The sequence below is a fragment of the Nitrospirillum viridazoti CBAmc genome (genome assembly GCF_000730165.1).
GTDB classification, from domain to species: Bacteria; Pseudomonadota; Alphaproteobacteria; order Azospirillales; family Azospirillaceae; genus Nitrospirillum; species Nitrospirillum viridazoti.
Map to the genome: position 1 here is coordinate 1,117,207 of NZ_CP022112.1, position 16,376 is coordinate 1,133,582.

General features: G+C 67.7%; 16 protein-coding genes. 14 read left to right on the top strand and 2 right to left on the bottom strand.

Translation table 11 applies throughout. The features are described from left to right. The first annotated feature begins 16 nt into the window (after positions 1–16). The 10 genes from Y958_RS26545 (at position 17) to arsB (ending at position 10,082) form a co-directional block, all read left to right on the top strand. Positions 17–1,495, top strand: a complete 1,479-nt coding sequence (locus Y958_RS26545; RefSeq protein ID WP_088874871.1) for an NAD-dependent succinate-semialdehyde dehydrogenase — start codon at positions 17–19, stop codon at positions 1,493–1,495. Next, positions 1,492–2,583, top strand: coding sequence for a tartrate dehydrogenase (locus Y958_RS26550; RefSeq protein ID WP_088874872.1), 1,092 nt, complete (start codon positions 1,492–1,494; stop codon positions 2,581–2,583). The genes Y958_RS26545 and Y958_RS26550 overlap by 4 nt, the downstream gene beginning before the upstream one ends. A 113-nt stretch (positions 2,584–2,696) precedes the next feature. Further along, the gene (locus Y958_RS26555; protein ID WP_244909694.1) at positions 2,697–4,100 is read left to right on the top strand and encodes an aspartate aminotransferase family protein; all 1,404 of its coding nucleotides are present in this window, start codon (positions 2,697–2,699) and stop codon (positions 4,098–4,100) included. Positions 4,101–4,215: 115 nt separating this feature from the next. Then, positions 4,216–4,707 carry an Lrp/AsnC family transcriptional regulator gene (locus tag Y958_RS26560; RefSeq protein WP_004271966.1) on the top strand — a complete coding sequence of 164 codons (492 nt, stop codon included), beginning with the start codon at positions 4,216–4,218 and terminating at the stop codon, positions 4,705–4,707. Between the two features lie 34 nt (positions 4,708–4,741). Then, positions 4,742–5,893, top strand: coding sequence for a M20 aminoacylase family protein (locus Y958_RS26565; protein WP_088874874.1), 1,152 nt, complete (start codon positions 4,742–4,744; stop codon positions 5,891–5,893). Between the two features lie 35 nt (positions 5,894–5,928). After that, positions 5,929–7,002, top strand: coding sequence for a DMT family transporter (locus Y958_RS26570; RefSeq protein ID WP_088874875.1), 1,074 nt, complete (start codon positions 5,929–5,931; stop codon positions 7,000–7,002). 70 nt (positions 7,003–7,072) lie between these two features. Next, a complete protein-coding gene (arsH, locus tag Y958_RS26575) occupies positions 7,073–7,837 on the top strand; it encodes an arsenical resistance protein ArsH (protein ID WP_088874876.1) in 765 nt (254 codons plus the stop codon). A 5-nt stretch (positions 7,838–7,842) separates the two neighbouring features. Next, entirely contained in the window at positions 7,843–8,196 is a 354-nt protein-coding gene (locus Y958_RS26580) for an ArsR/SmtB family transcription factor (RefSeq protein WP_088875260.1), read from the top strand. Between the two features lie 21 nt (positions 8,197–8,217). After that, a complete protein-coding gene (gene arsC / locus Y958_RS33120) occupies positions 8,218–9,048 on the top strand; it encodes an arsenate reductase (glutaredoxin) (protein WP_088874877.1) in 831 nt (276 codons plus the stop codon). Positions 9,049–9,056: 8 nt separating this feature from the next. Next, the gene (gene arsB, locus Y958_RS26590) at positions 9,057–10,082 is read left to right on the top strand and encodes an ACR3 family arsenite efflux transporter (RefSeq protein ID WP_088874878.1); all 1,026 of its coding nucleotides are present in this window, start codon (positions 9,057–9,059) and stop codon (positions 10,080–10,082) included. An 11-nt stretch (positions 10,083–10,093) separates the two neighbouring features. Here the strand turns inward: arsB and chrA are convergent, their stop codons facing one another. Then, the gene (gene chrA, locus Y958_RS26595) at positions 10,094–11,491 is read right to left on the bottom strand and encodes a chromate efflux transporter (RefSeq protein ID WP_088874879.1); all 1,398 of its coding nucleotides are present in this window, start codon (positions 11,489–11,491) and stop codon (positions 10,094–10,096) included. Between the two features lie 4 nt (positions 11,492–11,495). Further along, complete coding sequence (locus Y958_RS26600) at positions 11,496–12,467, bottom strand: chromate resistance protein ChrB domain-containing protein (protein ID WP_186291511.1); 972 nt, start codon at positions 12,465–12,467, stop codon at positions 11,496–11,498. A 342-nt stretch (positions 12,468–12,809) separates the two neighbouring features. On the opposite strand from Y958_RS26600, the gene Y958_RS26605 reads away from it, so the two are divergent. The 4 genes from Y958_RS26605 to Y958_RS26620 all read left to right on the top strand — a co-directional run bounded on the left by Y958_RS26605 (position 12,810) and on the right by Y958_RS26620 (position 16,229). Continuing rightward, positions 12,810–13,703, top strand: a complete 894-nt coding sequence (locus tag Y958_RS26605; RefSeq protein ID WP_088874880.1) for a DUF1259 domain-containing protein — start codon at positions 12,810–12,812, stop codon at positions 13,701–13,703. After that, on the top strand, positions 13,700–14,698 hold the full coding sequence (locus Y958_RS26610) for a YncE family protein (RefSeq protein ID WP_211098727.1): 999 nt from the start codon (positions 13,700–13,702) through the stop codon (positions 14,696–14,698). Before Y958_RS26605 ends, Y958_RS26610 begins: the two co-directional genes overlap by 4 nt. 84 nt (positions 14,699–14,782) lie before the next feature. Then, a complete protein-coding gene (locus tag Y958_RS26615; protein ID WP_088874881.1) occupies positions 14,783–15,049 on the top strand; it encodes a metal-sensing transcriptional repressor in 267 nt (88 codons plus the stop codon). Positions 15,050–15,056: 7 nt separating this feature from the next. Beyond that, positions 15,057–16,229, top strand: a complete 1,173-nt coding sequence (locus Y958_RS26620) for a nickel/cobalt efflux transporter (RefSeq protein ID WP_088874882.1) — start codon at positions 15,057–15,059, stop codon at positions 16,227–16,229. Positions 16,230–16,376 lie beyond the last annotated feature (147 nt).

Below are 16,376 nucleotides of genomic sequence, written 5' to 3' on the forward strand. Positions count from 1 at the left end.
CCATCCAGGTTACGCCATGACGATCCTTGACCTGAAAGACCCGGCGCTGCTGCCAGGGCTGGCCTTCATTGACGGCACGTGGCGGCCCGCCGCCGCCGGACGGACCCTTCCCGTATTCGACCCCGCGACCGGTCGGCCGGTGGGCGAGGCGCCCGATTGCGACGAAGGGGACACGCGCGCCGCGATCGCGGCGGCGGCAGTGGCCCTGTCCCCCTGGCGGGCCCGCACCGCCGGCCAGCGGTGCGAAATTCTGGCGCGTTGGCACGCCCTGATCCTGGCGAACGTCGACGACCTGGCCCGCATCATGACGGCCGAGCAGGGCAAGCCCCTGGCCGAAGCGGCGGGCGAGGTGCGGTACGCCGCGTCCTTCGTGAAATGGTTCGCCGAGGAAGGCCGCCGGGTGCACGGTTACGAGGTGCCGGCGCCGGAGGCCGACCGCCGCATCCTGGTGCGCAAGGAGCCGGTGGGCGTCTGCGCCATCATCACCCCCTGGAACTTCCCGGCCGCGATGATCACCCGCAAGTGCGCCCCCGCCCTCGCGGCCGGTTGCACCGTGGTGATCAAGCCGTCCGACCTGACGCCCCTCACCGCCCTGGCGCTGGCCGTGCTGGCGGAGCGCGCCGGCGTCCCGGCCGGCGTGCTGACCGTCGTCACCGGCATGCCGGATGCCATCGGCCAGGAACTGACGGCCAGCCCCGTGGTGCGCAAGCTGTCCTTCACCGGGTCCACCCGTGTGGGCAGCCTGCTGATGCGCCAATGCGCCGACACGGTCAAGCGCCTGAGCCTGGAATTGGGCGGCAACGCCCCCCTGATCATCTTCGACGACGCGGACCTGGACCTGGCCGTGGCCGGCGCCATGGCGGCCAAGTTCCGCAACGCCGGCCAGACCTGCGTCTGCCCCAATCGCATCCTGGTGCAGGACGGCATCCATGACGCCTTCGCCGAACGGCTGGGCCAGGCCGTCGCGGCGCTTCGCGTGGGACCGGGCATGGCGGCCGGCGTCACCACAGGCCCCCTGATCAACGCGGCCGCCGTGCGCAAGGTGCGCGACCATGTCGATGACGCCTTGACCAAGGGCGCGCGCATCGCCGCCCAGGCGCCCAGCGGCGGCGACCCCACCCGCTTCACAGCCCCCGTCGTGCTGACCGGCGCCACGGTAGACATGCGCCTGGCGCACGAGGAAACCTTCGGCCCGGTGGCGCCGTTGTTCCGGTTCGAGAGCGAGGACGAGGCGGTGACGATGGCCAACGCCACGCCCTATGGCCTGGCCAGCTATTTCTACACCAACGACCTGCACCGGGCCTGGCGCGTGTCCGAACGGCTGGAGGCCGGGATGGTGGCGCTGAACACCGGCTCCATCGCCATGGAGATGTCGCCCTTCGGCGGCGTCAAGCAGTCCGGCCTGGGCCGCGAGGGCGGGCAAGCCGGGATCGAGGAATACCTTGAGCACAAGGCCTTTCACATCGGGGGCCTCAAGCTGGGAGCCGTGCCGTGACCGATACGACGAATAAGCCCAACCGCCGCTACACCATCGCCGTCATTCCGGGTGACGGCATCGGCAAGGAAGTGGTGCCCGAGGGTGTGCGCGTCCTCGAATGTGCGGCCGCCCTCTACGGCTTCACGGTGGAGCAGCGCTGGCACGATTTCGCCTCCTGCGACTACTACGCCCGGCACGGCCGCATGATGCCGGAGGACTGGAAGGAAAGGATCGGCTCGCCTGACGCCATCTTCTTCGGAGCCGTCGGTTGGCCTGAAACGGTGCCGGACCATATCTCTCTCTGGGGATCGCTGCTGCAGTTCCGGCGCGAGTACGACCAATACGTCAACCTGCGCCCCGCCCGCCTGTTGCCCGGCGTGCCATCGCCCCTGGCGGGGCGGGAACCGGGCAGCATCGACTTTTGGATCGTGCGAGAGAATACCGAGGGCGAGTATTCCTCCGTCGGCGGCCACATGTTCGCCGGCACGGACCGCGAGGTCGTGATCCAGGAAACGGTCATGACCCGTTTCGGCGTCGACCGGGTGCTGCGCTACGCCTTCGACTTGGCGAACCGCCGCCCCAACCGGCACCTGACCTCCGCCACCAAATCCAACGGCATCGCCATCACCATGCCCTTCTGGGACCAGCGGGTAGAGGCCATGGCTGCGCGGTATCCGGATGTGCGCTGGGACAAGTACCACATCGACATCCTGACGGCGCAGTTCGTGCTGAACCCCGACCGTTTCGACGTGGTGGTGGCGTCAAACCTGTTCGGCGATATCCTGTCGGATCTGGGGCCGGCCTGCACCGGCACCATCGGCGTGGCACCCTCCGGCAATATCAACCCCGACGGCACTCACCCATCGCTGTTCGAACCGGTGCACGGCTCCGCCCCCGATATCGCCGGCAAGGGCATCGCCAACCCTGTGGGCCAGATCTGGTCCGCCGCCATGATGCTGGACCATCTGGGCGAAACCGCCGCTGCCGCGGCCATCATGGCGGCTATCGAAACCGTGCTGAAGGAACCCGGCCTGCGCACCGCAGACCTCAAGGGCAAGGCCGGCACCGAGGCCTGCGGCAAGGCTATCGCCGAGGCTCTGCGCTGACACGGCATTTTGTGCTGCCGCGACCCGGAAGAAGGGGCGCGGCGGTACCCGCCCGGGCCTAACACGGCGCATCTGACCACCCGGTGTCGGCTAGGCTTGCAGCCGTGGACACCATGATGAGCCAGAGCCCGATGCTGAAGCGCAACCGTTCCCTCGTGGATGTCGATCGCGACTATCTGATCCATCCCGTCACCTCCTTCCGCGGCCATGAGGCGCGCGGCGCCACCCTTCTGCAGAGCGCGCGCGGCATGTACGTGACCGACATGGACGGCCGCGAATTGCTGGACGCCTTCGCCGGCCTGTGGTGCGTGAACGTCGGCTACGGGCAGGAGAGCATTGCCGAGGTCGCCGCCGAGCAGATCCGCCGCCTGCCCTATGCCACCGGCTATTTCCATTTCGGATCGGAGCCGGCCGTACGCCTGGCCCAGCGCCTGGTGGAACTGGCGCCACCGTCGCTCACCCACGTCTATTTCACCCTGGGCGGATCCGACGCCGTGGACAGCGCCATCCGCTACATCGTCCACTACTTCAACGCCATCGGCAAACCAGGGAAGAAGCAGTTCATTGCGCTGGAACGGGGCTATCACGGTTCGTCGGCCATGAGTTCGGGCCTTACGGCGCTGGGTAACTTCCACCGCAACTTCGACGTGCCGCTGCGCTGGCAGCATCATATTCCCTCGCCCTACCCCTACCGCAGCCCTGTGGGCGACGACCCGGCGGCGGTGATCGCCCAGTCGGTGGCGGAGTTGCGCGCCAAGGTGGCCGAACTGGGGGCCGACACCGTCGCCGCCTTCTTCTGCGAGCCCATCCAAGGATCGGGCGGCGTCATTGTTCCACCCACAGGCTGGCTAAAGGCCATGCGCGAGACCTGCGCCGAGCTGGATATCCTGTTCGTGGCCGATGAGGTCATCACCGGCTTCGGCCGCACGGGGCCCCTGTTCGCCTGCGAGCATGAGGACGTGAACCCCGACCTCATGACTGTGGCCAAGGGCTTGACCGCTGGCTACGCGCCCATGGGGGCGGTGCTGATGTCCGACGCCGTCTACCAGGGCATCGCCGACGGTGCCGCCCCCGACCTGCCCATCGGCCACGGTCAAACCTATTCCGGCCACCCGGTCAGCGCCGCCATCGGGCTGGAGGTACTGCGGCTGTATACAGAGGGCGGCATCCTGGCGAATGGGCGGCACGTCGCCCCCCGCTTCGCCGCCGGCCTGGACGGCCTGTCCGACCATCCCCTGGTGGGGGACGTCCGGGGGCGCGGCTTGCTCGGCGCAATTGAACTGGTTTCCGACAAAACATCCAAGAAGCGATTCGATCCCGCATTGAAGCTGCCGGAGCGTTTATTCGCCGAAGGATATCGCAATGGCGTGATCTTCCGCGCCTTTGGTGACAACATCCTGGGGCTTGCGCCGGCCTTGTGCTGTACCGAAGATGAAATGGATATGATCTTCGCCCGCATCCGCCAGACTTTGGACATTATACTGGAGAAGCCGGACGTTCGGAGCGCCGTCGTATGACGAATATTTGGCGGGCTGATCCGGCTTCGGACGATGTAAGCTGGCAGCCGCTTCCCCTTCGAGGCGGCTGTGGATTTCCCCATCACCCGCCCGGGACAGGAGACCAGACCGGAACATGACGCTCGGCCCCAAACTCGACCGCATCGATATCAACATCCTGGTACAGCTGCAGCAGAGCGGCCGCATCACGAATGTGGAACTGGCCGACGCCGTGGGGCTTTCGCCCAGCCCCTGCCTGGCACGGGTGAAGCGACTGGAGAAGGCCGGATACATCACTGGGTATGGGGCCCAGATCAATTACCAGAAGCTCGGGGACTTCATGACGGTGTTCACCGAAGTGACACTGTCGGAACACCGCAGCGGCGACTTTTCCCGTTTCGAATCAAAAATCCGCAAGATCGACGAGATCGTGGAATGCCATCTGGTCAGCGGTGGCTACGATTACCTCCTGAAGTTCATCACGGTTGGCGTCACCCATTACCAGACCATCATCGAGAGCATGCTGGAAGGTGATTTCGGCATCGAAAAGTACTTCAGCTACATCGTCATCAAAACCCCTTTCATCAAACAGCACTACCCGATCCAGGGCCTGTTCGAGCGCGGATAGGCGGCCGGCCCGGGCAGCCCGTTGGAGACGCGCCATGGCCGACGTAGACGATCTCATTGAACCGCTGACGGCCTTCAGGCGCGATCTACACGCCCACCCGGAACTGGGCTTCGCGGAACACCGCACGGCGGCCCGCATTGCCGGGGCACTCACCGACTTGGGCCTGGAGGTATACACGGGCATCGGCGGCACTGGCGTCGTCGGCGTCCTTAAGGCAGGCGCGTCGGACCGATGCGTGGGCCTGCGCGCCGACATGGACGCCCTGCCCATCCACGAGCAGACCGGCCTGCCTTATCAAAGCCGCCATACCGGCGCTTTCCATGGCTGCGGCCACGACGGCCATGTCGCCATGTTGCTGGGGGCGGCCCGCCACTTGGCCCGCACCCGTCGCTTCGACGGTACGGTGCATTTCATCTTTCAACCGGCGGAAGAAGGGCTGGGCGGCGCCCGGGCCATGGTCCAGGAAGGCCTGTTCGAGCGCTTCCCCTGCCAGCGGGTTTTCGCCCTGCACAACTGGCCGGACCTGCCGGCCGGCACCATCGCCACGCGACCCGGCCCCATCATGGCCGCTGCGGACAAGTTCGAGATCCGAGTGGAGGGCCGGGGCGGTCACGCGGCCTTGCCGCACCAGACGCCAGATGCCATCCTGGCCGCCAGCGACCTGGTCGGCCAATTGAACACCATCGTGGCCCGGCGTATTTCCCCCACGGCGTCGGCCGTCCTGTCGGTCACCCAGATCAACGGCGGCCACGCGCACAACGTGCTGCCGGCTGAGGTCCGGGTCACCGGCACGGTGCGCAGCTTCGACGCGGCCGTCCAGGACCGGATCGAGGAATCCTTGCGGCAGGTGGCCGAGGGCGTGGCCATCGCGAGCGGCACCCGCATGACCGTCACCTATGACCGTTACTATCCGGCGACGATCAATGACCCGGAAGCAGCGGCCGAGGCGCTGGCCGCCGCCGGGACGGTCTGCGCCGACGTCAGGACCGCGCCGGAGCCGGCCTTCACGTCCGAGGACTTCGCCTTCATGCTGCAAGCCTGCAAGGGTGCCTATCTATGGCTGGGCCAAGGTGATGGAGGAGCGTCAGCGCCGCTGCATCATCCACACTACGACTTCAACGATGCCATTCTTGCGACCGGCGTGCGCCTGCATGTGTCGCTGGCCGAACGACTGCTCGCCGCCTGATCATTTAACCCTGATCATTTAATAAGGGGAACGCCATGGCCCTGTCCCGATCCGTCGCTTGGCCGGGCGCCCCAATGGCCCTGGCCTCGGCCGCGCTCTTCGGCGCCAGCACGCCCCTAGCCAAGCTGCTGGTCGGCCATGTCGATCCCTGGCTGCTGGCGGGCCTGCTCTACCTGGGCTCCGGCATCGGGCTGGGCATCGTGCATCTGGGTCGCCGATTCCTAGGGATCGACCAGCCGGAAGCGCCGCTACGGCGAGGGGACTTGCCCTGGCTGGCGGCCGTCGTGCTGGCGGGTGGTATGGTGGGCCCGGTGCTGCTGATGGTCGGTCTGACCCGCACCCCGGCCTCCAGCGCCGCCCTGCTGCTGAACCTGGAGGGGCTGGCCACCATGGGCATCGCCTGGTTGGCCTTCCATGAGAACGTCGACCGCCGGCTTCTGCTGGGCGCCCTGGCGATCCTAGCAGGGGCATTGCTGCTATCCTGGCAGGGCGGGCCGGAGGGTGTCGGCTGGGGCGCGCTCGCCGTCGCCTGGGCGTGCCTGGCCTGGGGCATCGATAACAACCTCACCCGCCGGCTCAGTTCCGCCGATCCCGTCCAGATCGCCATGACGAAGGGGCTGGTGGCCGGCAGCGTCAATCTGGTCCTGGCCCTGTCCCAGGGAGCGGCACTACCGTCCGTCGGCGTCACCGCCGCCACCGCCGTGGTGGGCTTCTTCGGCTACGGTCTCAGCCTGGTGCTGTTCGTCCTGGGCCTGCGCCACCTGGGCACGGCCCGCACCGGCGCCTACTTCTCCATGGCGCCCTTCATCGGCGCCATCCTGGCCCTGATGCTGTTCGATGAGCCCCTGACCTGGCGCCTGATGGCGGCCGCTGTGCTCATGGGAGTCGGGCTCTACCTGCACTTGGTCGAGCACCACGAGCATGAGCATGCCCATGAGGAAATGGTGCACGAGCACGTCCATGTGCATGACGAACACCACCAACACGACCACGCGCCCAGCACATCCCCGGGCGAACCCCACTCCCACGTGCATCGGCACGCGCCCATGGTGCATCGCCATCCCCACTATCCCGACCTGCACCACCGCCATTCCCACCCAGAGACCTGAAGGCCGTCCTAATGCGATGGCCATCCGCCTCGCATTGACATTTCTATACTTGTCGAAGTATCGTATCGACATGATCGACCTACCGAACATTGACGCTGCCCGGTTCGACTTCCCCGACCTGGATAAGCTCACACCCAAGCGGATTTCCACCCATCCGCCGCGCATCCTGCTGCTCTACGGTTCCCTGCGCGAGCGGTCCTACAGCCGTTTCCTGACGCAGGAAGCCGCCCGCCTGCTGGAGCGGTTCGGGTGTGAGACCCGCATCTTCGACCCCGCCGGCCTGCCCCTGCCCGACAGTGTGCCGCCCACCCACCCCAAGGTCGCGGAATTGCGGGAACTGTCCATCTGGTCCGAGGGCCAGGTGTGGTGCTCGCCGGAACGCCACGGCACCCTGACCGGCGTGTTCAAGAGCCAGATCGACTGGCTGCCCCTGGAGACAGGCAGCGTCCGCCCCACCCAGGGCCGCACTCTGGCGGTGATGCAGGTGTCCGGCGGCAGCCAGTCCTTCAACGCCGTGAACGCCATGCGGGTGCTGGGCCGCTGGATGCGGATGGTGACCATCCCCAATCAGTCGTCGGTGGCCAAGGCCTACCAGGAATTCGACGACGACGGCCGCATGAAGCCGTCCGCCTACTACGACCGCGTGGTGGACGTGATGGAGGAGTTGGTGAAGTTCACCCTGCTGGTGCGCGACCGCGCCGACTACATGGTCGACCGCTACAGCGAGCGGAAGGAGGCCGCGGCCAAGGAGCCGAAGCCCGACCTGGGGGCCCCTGACTTGGGTGCAATCGCCATGAGCCATGAGGCGCCGGCACCGGCGGCCGAGAAGGCGTGACGGCCATGGAACCGAAAGCCGCCATCGACGCCTTCGCCGCCCTCGCCCAAGAGACCCGCCTGAGCGTCTTTCGCCTGCTGGTGCAGGCGGGTCCCAACGGCCTGACAGCCGGCGACGTCGCCGCCCGGATCGGCGTGCCCGCCTCCACCCTGTCGCATCATCTGGGCTTGCTGGAGCGGGCGGGCCTGCTGCGCTCCTGGCGGGTGCAGCGCCAGATCTTCTACGCCACCGATTACGAGGGCACGCGGCGCCTGCTGGCCTTCCTTATGGAGGATTGCTGCCAGGGCCTGCCCGAACTGTGCGGCACCGGCATCGCCGAGGCGATCGACTGCTGCCCCAAACCCACCGTCGATGCCTGACAACCCGCACCCGAGCATCCCATGACCGCGATCACCATCTACCACAACCCCGACTGCGGCACCTCGCGCAACGTCCTGGCCATGATCCGCCGGGCCGGCGCCGAGCTCGAGGTGATCGAGTACCTGAAGGCCCCACCCAGCCGTGCCGTGCTGGCCGACCTCATCCGGCGCATGGGCATGCCCATGCGCCAGGTGCTGCGCCGCAAGGGCACGCCCTATGCGGAGCTTGGCCTGGACGATCCCAAATGGACCGACGACGACCTGCTGGACTTCATGATGGCCCATCCCATCCTGATCAACCGGCCCATCGTGGTGACGCCCCGGGGCGTGAAGCTCTGCCGGCCGTCTGACGTCGTCCTGGACCTGCTGCCCGGTCTGCCCGGCGCGGACTTCGACAAGGAGGAAGGGGCGCCCTTCCTGAAGGACGAACCGGTCCTGGCCTCCGATCCCGGCCTGGTGGCGGCGCTGACGGCCGCCGGCCTGCCGGTGGCGGACCTGGCCGAAGGCGAGGCCCGCTTCTTCGCCTACCGGACCCTCGGGGGCACGCCCGCGGGCTATGGCGGCTACGTGCCGCTGGGCACCGACATTCTGGTCCGCTCCGTGGTGGTACCGGAGACGGTGCAAGGCAAGGGCATCGGCCGCAACCTGGTGGCCCTGCTGCTGCGCCGCGCCTGGGAAGAAGGCCACCAGCGGGCCTGGCTGCTGACCACCTCCGCCGGCGGCTTCTTCGAGAAGGCCGGGTTCAAGCCCGTCCCCCGCGACCAGGCGCCGGCCTCCGTCCTGGCCACGCCCCAGGCCCAGGGTCTGTGCCCCTCCACCGCGACGCTGCTGTCGCGGACCATCACCGTCTGAGGCCCTCAATGTCCCGCTTCGAACGCACCCTCAGCCTGTGGGTGGCGCTGTGCATCGTCGCCGGTATCGCCCTGGGCCACCTGCTGCCGGGCGTATTCAACACCGTGGCGTCGGCCGAGGTGGCCAAGGTCAACCTGCCGGTGGCCGGGCTGATCTGGCTGATGATCATCCCCATGCTGCTGAAGATCGACTTCGGCGCCCTGGCGCAGGTGAAGGAGCACTGGCGCGGGGTGATGGTCACCCTGTTCATCAACTGGGCGGTCAAGCCCTTCTCCATGGCGCTGCTGGGCACGCTGTTCATTGGCACCCTGTTCGCCGGCCTGCTGCCGGCGGGCCAGGGCCCGTCCTATATCGCCGGCCTCATCCTGCTGGCATCCGCCCCCTGCACGGCCATGGTGTTCGTCTGGTCCAACCTCTGCGGGGGGGAGCCGCACTACACCCTCAGCCAGGTGGCCCTGAACGACCTCATCATGGTCTTCGCCTTCGCGCCGCTGGTGGGCCTGCTGCTGGGCGTCGCCTCCATCACCGTGCCCTGGGCCACCCTGGCGCTGTCCGTCGCCCTCTACATCGTCGTGCCGGTGGTGGTGGCGCAAGGTTGGCGCCGCTCCCTGCTGGCCGGCGGCGAGGCCCGGCTGAAGCGCGCCCTATCCGTCCTGCAGCCGCTGTCCCTGGTGGCGCTGCTGACCACCCTGGTGCTGCTGTTCGGCTTCCAGGGGGAGCAGATCCTGGCCCAGCCGCTGGTCATCGGCCTGCTGGCGGTGCCCATCCTCATCCAGGTTTACCTGAACGCCGGCCTGGCCTACCTGCTGAGCCGCCGGTTCGGCGTGGCCTGGTGCGTAGCCGCACCCGCGGCTCTGATCGGCGCCAGCAACTTCTTCGAACTGGCCGTGGCCGCCGCCATCAGCTTGTTTGGACTCAACTCCGGTGCTGCCCTGGCCACGGTGGTGGGCGTGCTGGTGGAGGTGCCGGTGATGCTGTCGGTGGTGCGCCTGGTGAAGGCCACCCGACCCTGGTACGAGCAGCGATCCAGCTGACTGCGTTGGCCTCAGGCCAAGCCGGTCAGCCGGAGCGTCAGACCCGCGATGGAGCAAGCCGCCAGCACCGGGATCATCCCGACCTTGAACCGGAACACCGCGACGACGGCTGCGGCGGTCAACGACAAAGCGGCCACGTTAACGCTGGCCAGCGCCGGGATTTCCAGCACCAGGCCGAACGCCTTGAGGTCCATCACCTCCCGGAACAGGGCATGCAGGGCGAACCAGACCGCCAGGTTGAGGATCACGCCCACCACGGCGGCGGTGATGGCCGTCAGGGTGGCGGAGACGGCGCGATTGCCGCGCAGCTTCTCGATGAAGGGCGCCCCCAGGAAAATCCACAGGAAGCAGGGCACGAAGGTCACCCAGGTGGTGAGCACCGCCGCCAGGGTGCCGGCCACCAGCGGCGGCAGGGCGCCGGGCGCGCGGAACGCCGCCAGGAAGCCGACGAATTCCAGCACCATGATCAGCGGGCCAGGTGTCGTCTCCGCCATGCCCAACCCGTCCAGCATCTCGCCCGGTGCCAGCCAGTGATAGGTGTCCACCGCCTGCTGGGCGACGTAGGCCAGGGCGGCGTAGGCGCCGCCGAAGGTGACGACCGCCATCTGCGAGAAGAAGATGCCGATGCGGCTGAACACGTCGTCCGGACCCAGCAGCAGGACCAACGCCGCGACGGGAACCAGCCACAGCACCAGGCAGATCCCGGAAATCCGCAGCGACCAGGACAAGGAGGGGTGCGCATGGGCCGGCATCTCCTCACCCAGCGCCGTCTCCCGGTCCGGCACCGCCTTGCCAGCGGCGGCACCATGTCCCTTGCCCCCCTGGAAGGCCGGATGCCCGGCCTTGCCGCCGGCGTAGCCGATGAGGCCCGCCGCCAGCACGATGATGGGGAACGGCACCTGGCCCACGAAGATGGCCAGGAACGCCACGGCCGCCAGCAGCACCATGGCCTGGTTCTTCAGGGCCCGTGATCCGACGCGCATCACCGCCTGCAGCACCACGGCCAGCACGGCCGACTTCAGGCCGAAGAACAGGCCGGCCACGGCGTCAACGGAGCCCAGCAGCACGTAAATCCAGCTAAGCGCCAGAATGGATAGGAACCCCGGCAGCACGAACAGTGTGCCGGCGACCAGGCCGCCGCGCGTCTTGTGCAGCAGCCAGCCGATGTAGACGGCCAGCTGCTGAGCCTCCGGGCCCGGCAGCAGCATGCAGTAGTTGAGGGCGTGCAGGAACCGCTCTTCGCCGATCCACCGCTTCTCCTCCACCACGATGCGGTGCATCACCGCGATCTGCCCGGCGGGGCCGCCGAAGCTTAGCGCGGCAACGCGGGCCCAGACCTTGACGGCCTCGCCGAAGGAGATGCCGTGCGCCGGCACGTCGGTGGAGGGGCGGAGGATGGCGTCGGCCATGGCGTCAGCTTCCCTTCTTGCGGAAAAAGCCCAGCAGGTCGTCGAACACGGCCATGCCCCGCGCCAGGCGTTCCTCGTCGTCCTTGGTGCTCATGCAGATGCCGGCGATCAGCACGCGGATGCCGTCGGCCTCCGCCCGGCCGTACTTACCGTCCTTCAGGTCGATGTCGTGGACGATCTCCGCGATGGCTTGCAGGGAGGTGTTGGCAAGGCCAATGCGGCCCAGCAGCACCTCGAAGGTGCAGCGGTCGCCCTCGTGCGTCACCTCGCCGTCCATCATGTCGAAGCGCACGGCGCCGGGGACCGGGTCCACCGACCGCGACGGAACGAAGGTGAAGACGGCGTCGGCGTCGATGAAGCGCCGTACCAGCCAGGCCGTGGCGATGCGGTCGACATGGATGCCCTGGCGGGTGATCCACCTCAGCCCCTTATAAGCGTCCACATCGGATGAGGCCGGTTCACTGGCTTGCATCTCAGTCTGTTCCCGTGTCGTGGTTTCCAGCAAGTCGAGCACGCCGGACGCGGCGGCCCGGCCGTGGGCTCCGAAGAAGTCAATTGCAGCCACTTGGTTGATGCGGGCCCGCAGGCGGGCGGCGCCGGCACGTGCCTCCTCCATCTTGGCCGGGTCGGCCCGCACGACCTCCAGCAGCGCGCGGGCTTCCTTGGCCAAGGTCGCATAGTCCTCATCCCGCGCCTGGTCGAACAGGCCGCGCACGTCGGCGTCCGTCAGCCCGTCCAGGAACCGGGCCTCGCACAGCGTGGCCTCGCCCCCGCCGTCCAGGATTTCCCGGATGAGCCAGGAGAAGTCCTCTCGCGCCTCCTCGGTGGCCGGCAACACATGGACCGCGTTCTTGATGGGCACCGCGCCCAGGGCCTGCAGCCGCCTCCAGATCTTGACCCGAAGATAGGCCGGCTTGGCCGGCAACTGGTGCACCAACAGCAGCCAGTCGTCTTGCGTCCTCGCGGCGTGGCTCATTCCGTCCAACCTGTCCTCAATCCCCAGCCCGCCCGCATCCAGCGGCGGATGCCACAGGCATACAGGCGTTTCAGGGAATTCGCTGGAGAATCTGGGCATGCCGAAGCCGGGCCTATGCCAAATTTGATACATCTTATTGCTGTAATTGACTTAATGCAACACATGTATCATTTTTCCACTCGCCGCTGCCGGGCCGTATCGGCGGCGGCGCGGCATCGCCTCCTGCCGGGGTGGCCATCACGGCGGCCGCCCCGGCGCAAGGGTCCGGAGCGGGGAAGGCGTGCGCAACACCGACCAGGCCGGCCCGAACGGGAGCCAGCCCCTGTTGAGAGGAAGCTACGCATGAACATCGGGATCATCCGCGCCGTGACGGTCGCCGCCCTGGCGGCCACGGCGGTGCCGGCCCTGGCGGCCGATGCCGACTGGAGCGCCGTGGGGCAAGCGCTGGGCAAGGCTGGCACCGTGCAGCCGGACGGCGTCTACAAGGTGGGTCTGCCGCGCACCGACCTGTCGGTGACACTGGACGGCATCGCCATAAAGCCCACCCTGGCCCTGGGGTCCTGGCTGGCCTTCAAGGAGACGGCCAAGGGGCAGGCCATGGTCATGGGCGACCTGGTGCTGACCCAGGACGAGGTCAACGCGGTGGCCAAGGCGCTGGAGGATGGGGGCATCCAGATCACCGCCCTGCACAACCATCTGCTCCGCGCCCAGCCCGCCACGCTCTACATGCATGTGGACGGCCACGGCGACGCGGTGAAGCTGGCGACGGTGCTGCACGACGCCCTGGCCAAGAGCAAGACGCCCCTGGCGGCGCCGGCGGCCGCACCGGCTCCGGCCGCCATTGACCTGGACACCGCCGCGGTGGACAAGGCGCTGGGCTACACGGGCAAGGCCAACGGCGGCGTGTACCAGGTGACCGTCCCCAGGGCGGAGGCCGCCAAGGCCGGCGGCATGGAGATTCCCCCATCCATGGGCGCCGGCATCGCCATCAACTTCCAGCCGACCGGTGCCGGCAAGGCCGCGATCACCGGCGACTTCGTGCTGATCGCCTCCGAGGTCAACCCGGTCATCAAGGCGCTGCGCGACAACGGCATCGAGATCACGGCGCTGCACAACCACATGCTCGACGACGAGCCCCGGCTGTTCTTCATGCACTTCTGGGCCAACGACGATGCCGTCAAGCTGGCAAAGGGCCTGCACGACGCCCTGGCCCAGATGCAGGTCGCCCACTCATGATGCCTTCCGCCCGCGCCGGCCGGCCCCTTCTGATGGCCATGCTCTTCCTCACCGGATCGGCTGGCGCGGGCGACCCTGCCTTGGTGCTGGAGGCGACGATCCCACTGCCCAATGTCGGCGGACGGATCGATCATATGGCGGTGGACCTGGCGCACGACCGCCTGTTCGTGGCCGAACTGGGCAACGGCACGGTGGACAGCATCGACATCGCCCGCCGGAAGCGGTCGGGGCGGATCACCGGCCTGAAGGAGCCCCAGGGGATCGGCTACCTGCCCGCCCGGGACATGATCGTCGTCGCAAGTGCCGGCGACGGCAGCGTGCGCCTCTATGCCGGCGCCACCCTGATGCCGGCCGGGACCGTCGATCTAGGCGACGATGCCGACAACGTCCGGATCGACACCGCCACGGGAACCGTCCTGGTCGGGTATGGCGCCGGCAGCATCGCCGTCATCGATCCGGCCCGCCCGGCCAAGATCGGAGACCTGCCGCTGCGCGCCCATCCAGAGGGCTTCCGCTACGACGTCTCTGCCGGCCGCCTCTACGTCAACGTCCCCGACCGGCAACAGATCGACGTGCTGGACCGCGGGACTGGCCGCCAGATCGCGGCCTGGTCGTCTCCGGACATGCGGTCCAACTACCCGATGGCGTTGGACGGAGCCGCCGGCCGGATCGCGGTGGGCTATCGCAGCCCGGCCCGCCTGGTCGAGATGAAGGCGGCGGACGGCACCGTCACCGGCAGCATCCCCCTCTGCGACGATACCGACGACGTCTCCTTCGACGCCAAGCGCAGCCGCTATTACGTGAGCTGCGGCGAGGGCGCCGTGGACGTCATCAACCGCACGCCCGACGGTCTGGTCCACCGCGACCGGATCAAGACCGCGTCAGGCGCCCGGACGTCGCTGTTCGTGCCGGAACTGGACCGGCTGTTCGTCGCTGCCCGCGCCGGCTGGTTCGGCGGTGACGCCGCCATTCTGGTCTTCCGTCCGGCTTCCTGATAGGCCACCTGCCCCGAGCATAGTCTGGCAACCCGGCTTCTTTTCGTTGTCATATCCCCCCCAGGGGGATAGGATGCCGCCATTATGAGCCACGCCAACAACCCCGACGTCCTGAACCGCCTGAAGCGCGCCCAAGGCCATCTCTCCAAGATCGTGGAGATGGTGGAGGAAGGACGCGACGCCCTGGTGATCGCCCAGCAACTGCAAGCGGTGGTCAAGGCGGTGGACAAGGCCAAGGCCTTCCTCGTCCTGCACCATATCGAGCATCACCTCTACGAAGCCGTAGGGCCGTTGCCGAAGGAAACCCGGGATCGGCTGTCCGAGATGGCTGAGATCACCAAATACCTGTGAGCCCCAAATGACCCCGCTTTCCGACCTGCTCCAGCAGGGGGCTGGCAACGCCTGGCTGTTCATCCCCAGCGCCATCCTGTTGGGCGCCCTGCATGGGCTGGAGCCCGGGCACTCCAAGACCATGATGGCCGCCTTCATCATCGCCATCCGGGGCACCGTCACCCAGGCGGTGCTGCTGGGCCTGTCGGCCACGGCCTCCCACACCCTGGTGGTCTGGGTGGTGGCGTTGGCGGGCCTGCACTTTAGCCGCAGCTGGAACGCGGAAACGACCGAGCCCTATTTCCAGGTCGCCTCCGCCGTCATCATCATCGCCGTCGCCCTGTGGATGCTGTGGCGCACCCGCCAGGCCCAGATGGCGGAACATGCCCATAGTCATGATCACGGGCATGACCACGGCGCTTACGATCATGGCCATAGGCATGACCACCACGGTCACAATGCCCACACCGACCATGGGGCGCAGCGCGCGGAGATCGGTCACAGCGTGACGGTGGACGTGGAGGTGTTTGCAGACGGCGTGCCGCCCCGCTTCCGCGTGCGCTTCCTTGTGGGCGGCCGCCCACTTCCCGCCGCTTCCCAGGATGCCGTGTGGATTGAAACCGTCCGACCCGACGGCGCCCGCCAGCGGTTCACCATGGTGGACCAGGACGACTATTGGGAGTCGGCGGAGGAAATTCCGGAGCCGCACGAATTCTCCGCCCTGCTCAGCGCCAGCCACGGCCGCCATGTGCACCAGCATGCCTTCCGGTTCAGCGAACCCGCCACCCCGGCGCAGGGTATGGATTTGGGGCTGACCGGTTATCAGGACGCGCACGAACTGCAGCACGCCGGCGATATCCAGCGGCGCTTCGCCAACCGGCAGGTGACGACGGGGCAGATCATCCTCTTCGGCTTGACCGGTGGCCTCATTCCCTGCCCCGCCGCCATCACCGTGCTGGTGCTGTGCCTGCAGTTGAAGCAGGTTACCCTCGGCGTGGCGCTGGTGCTGTGCTTCAGCGTCGGCCTGGCCCTGACCATGGTCAGCGTGGGGGCCACCGCGGCGCTGGGCATGCGCCATGCCGCCAAGCGCTTCTCCGGCGCCTTCGCCACCCTGGCGCGGCGGGCGCCCTATGCCTCCGGCGCCCTCATCACCCTGGTTGGCCTCTATATCGGCTGGCAGGGGTGGAATGCCTTGCCCTGAAGATCGCCCTGGGTCTCTCTATCCTGCAGCGTTCCGTTCACGGCAGCCTGAGGCGAGGTCGCGATCTGCGCGGTACCCATTTGAGTCTATTGATGTCTACGGGGTCATTTGGTCGCGCCGATTTACAGCCAGGCCAGCCTGACGGAT

What these genes read in the sequence shown, in the direction of transcription:
- Y958_RS26545 (WP_088874871.1), top strand. Translation starts at nt 17, where the DNA reads ATGACGATCCTTGACCTGAAAGACCCGGCGCTGCTGCCAGGGCTGGCC.
- Y958_RS26555 (WP_244909694.1), top strand. Translation starts at nt 2,697, where the DNA reads ATGATGAGCCAGAGCCCGATGCTGAAGCGCAACCGTTCCCTCGTGGAT.
- Y958_RS26560 (WP_004271966.1), top strand. Translation starts at nt 4,216, where the DNA reads ATGACGCTCGGCCCCAAACTCGACCGCATCGATATCAACATCCTGGTA.
- Y958_RS26565 (WP_088874874.1), top strand. Translation starts at nt 4,742, where the DNA reads ATGGCCGACGTAGACGATCTCATTGAACCGCTGACGGCCTTCAGGCGC.
- Y958_RS26570 (WP_088874875.1), top strand. Translation starts at nt 5,929, where the DNA reads ATGGCCCTGTCCCGATCCGTCGCTTGGCCGGGCGCCCCAATGGCCCTG.
- arsH (WP_088874876.1), top strand. Translation starts at nt 7,073, where the DNA reads ATGATCGACCTACCGAACATTGACGCTGCCCGGTTCGACTTCCCCGAC.
- Y958_RS26580 (WP_088875260.1), top strand. Translation starts at nt 7,843, where the DNA reads ATGGAACCGAAAGCCGCCATCGACGCCTTCGCCGCCCTCGCCCAAGAG.
- arsC (WP_088874877.1), top strand. Translation starts at nt 8,218, where the DNA reads ATGACCGCGATCACCATCTACCACAACCCCGACTGCGGCACCTCGCGC.
- arsB (WP_088874878.1), top strand. Translation starts at nt 9,057, where the DNA reads ATGTCCCGCTTCGAACGCACCCTCAGCCTGTGGGTGGCGCTGTGCATC.
- chrA (WP_088874879.1), bottom strand. Translation starts at nt 11,491, where the DNA reads ATGGCCGACGCCATCCTCCGCCCCTCCACCGACGTGCCGGCGCACGGC.
- Y958_RS26600 (WP_186291511.1), bottom strand. Translation starts at nt 12,467, where the DNA reads ATGAGCCACGCCGCGAGGACGCAAGACGACTGGCTGCTGTTGGTGCAC.
- Y958_RS26605 (WP_088874880.1), top strand. Translation starts at nt 12,810, where the DNA reads ATGAACATCGGGATCATCCGCGCCGTGACGGTCGCCGCCCTGGCGGCC.
- Y958_RS26610 (WP_211098727.1), top strand. Translation starts at nt 13,700, where the DNA reads ATGATGCCTTCCGCCCGCGCCGGCCGGCCCCTTCTGATGGCCATGCTC.
- Y958_RS26615 (WP_088874881.1), top strand. Translation starts at nt 14,783, where the DNA reads ATGAGCCACGCCAACAACCCCGACGTCCTGAACCGCCTGAAGCGCGCC.
- Y958_RS26620 (WP_088874882.1), top strand. Translation starts at nt 15,057, where the DNA reads ATGACCCCGCTTTCCGACCTGCTCCAGCAGGGGGCTGGCAACGCCTGG.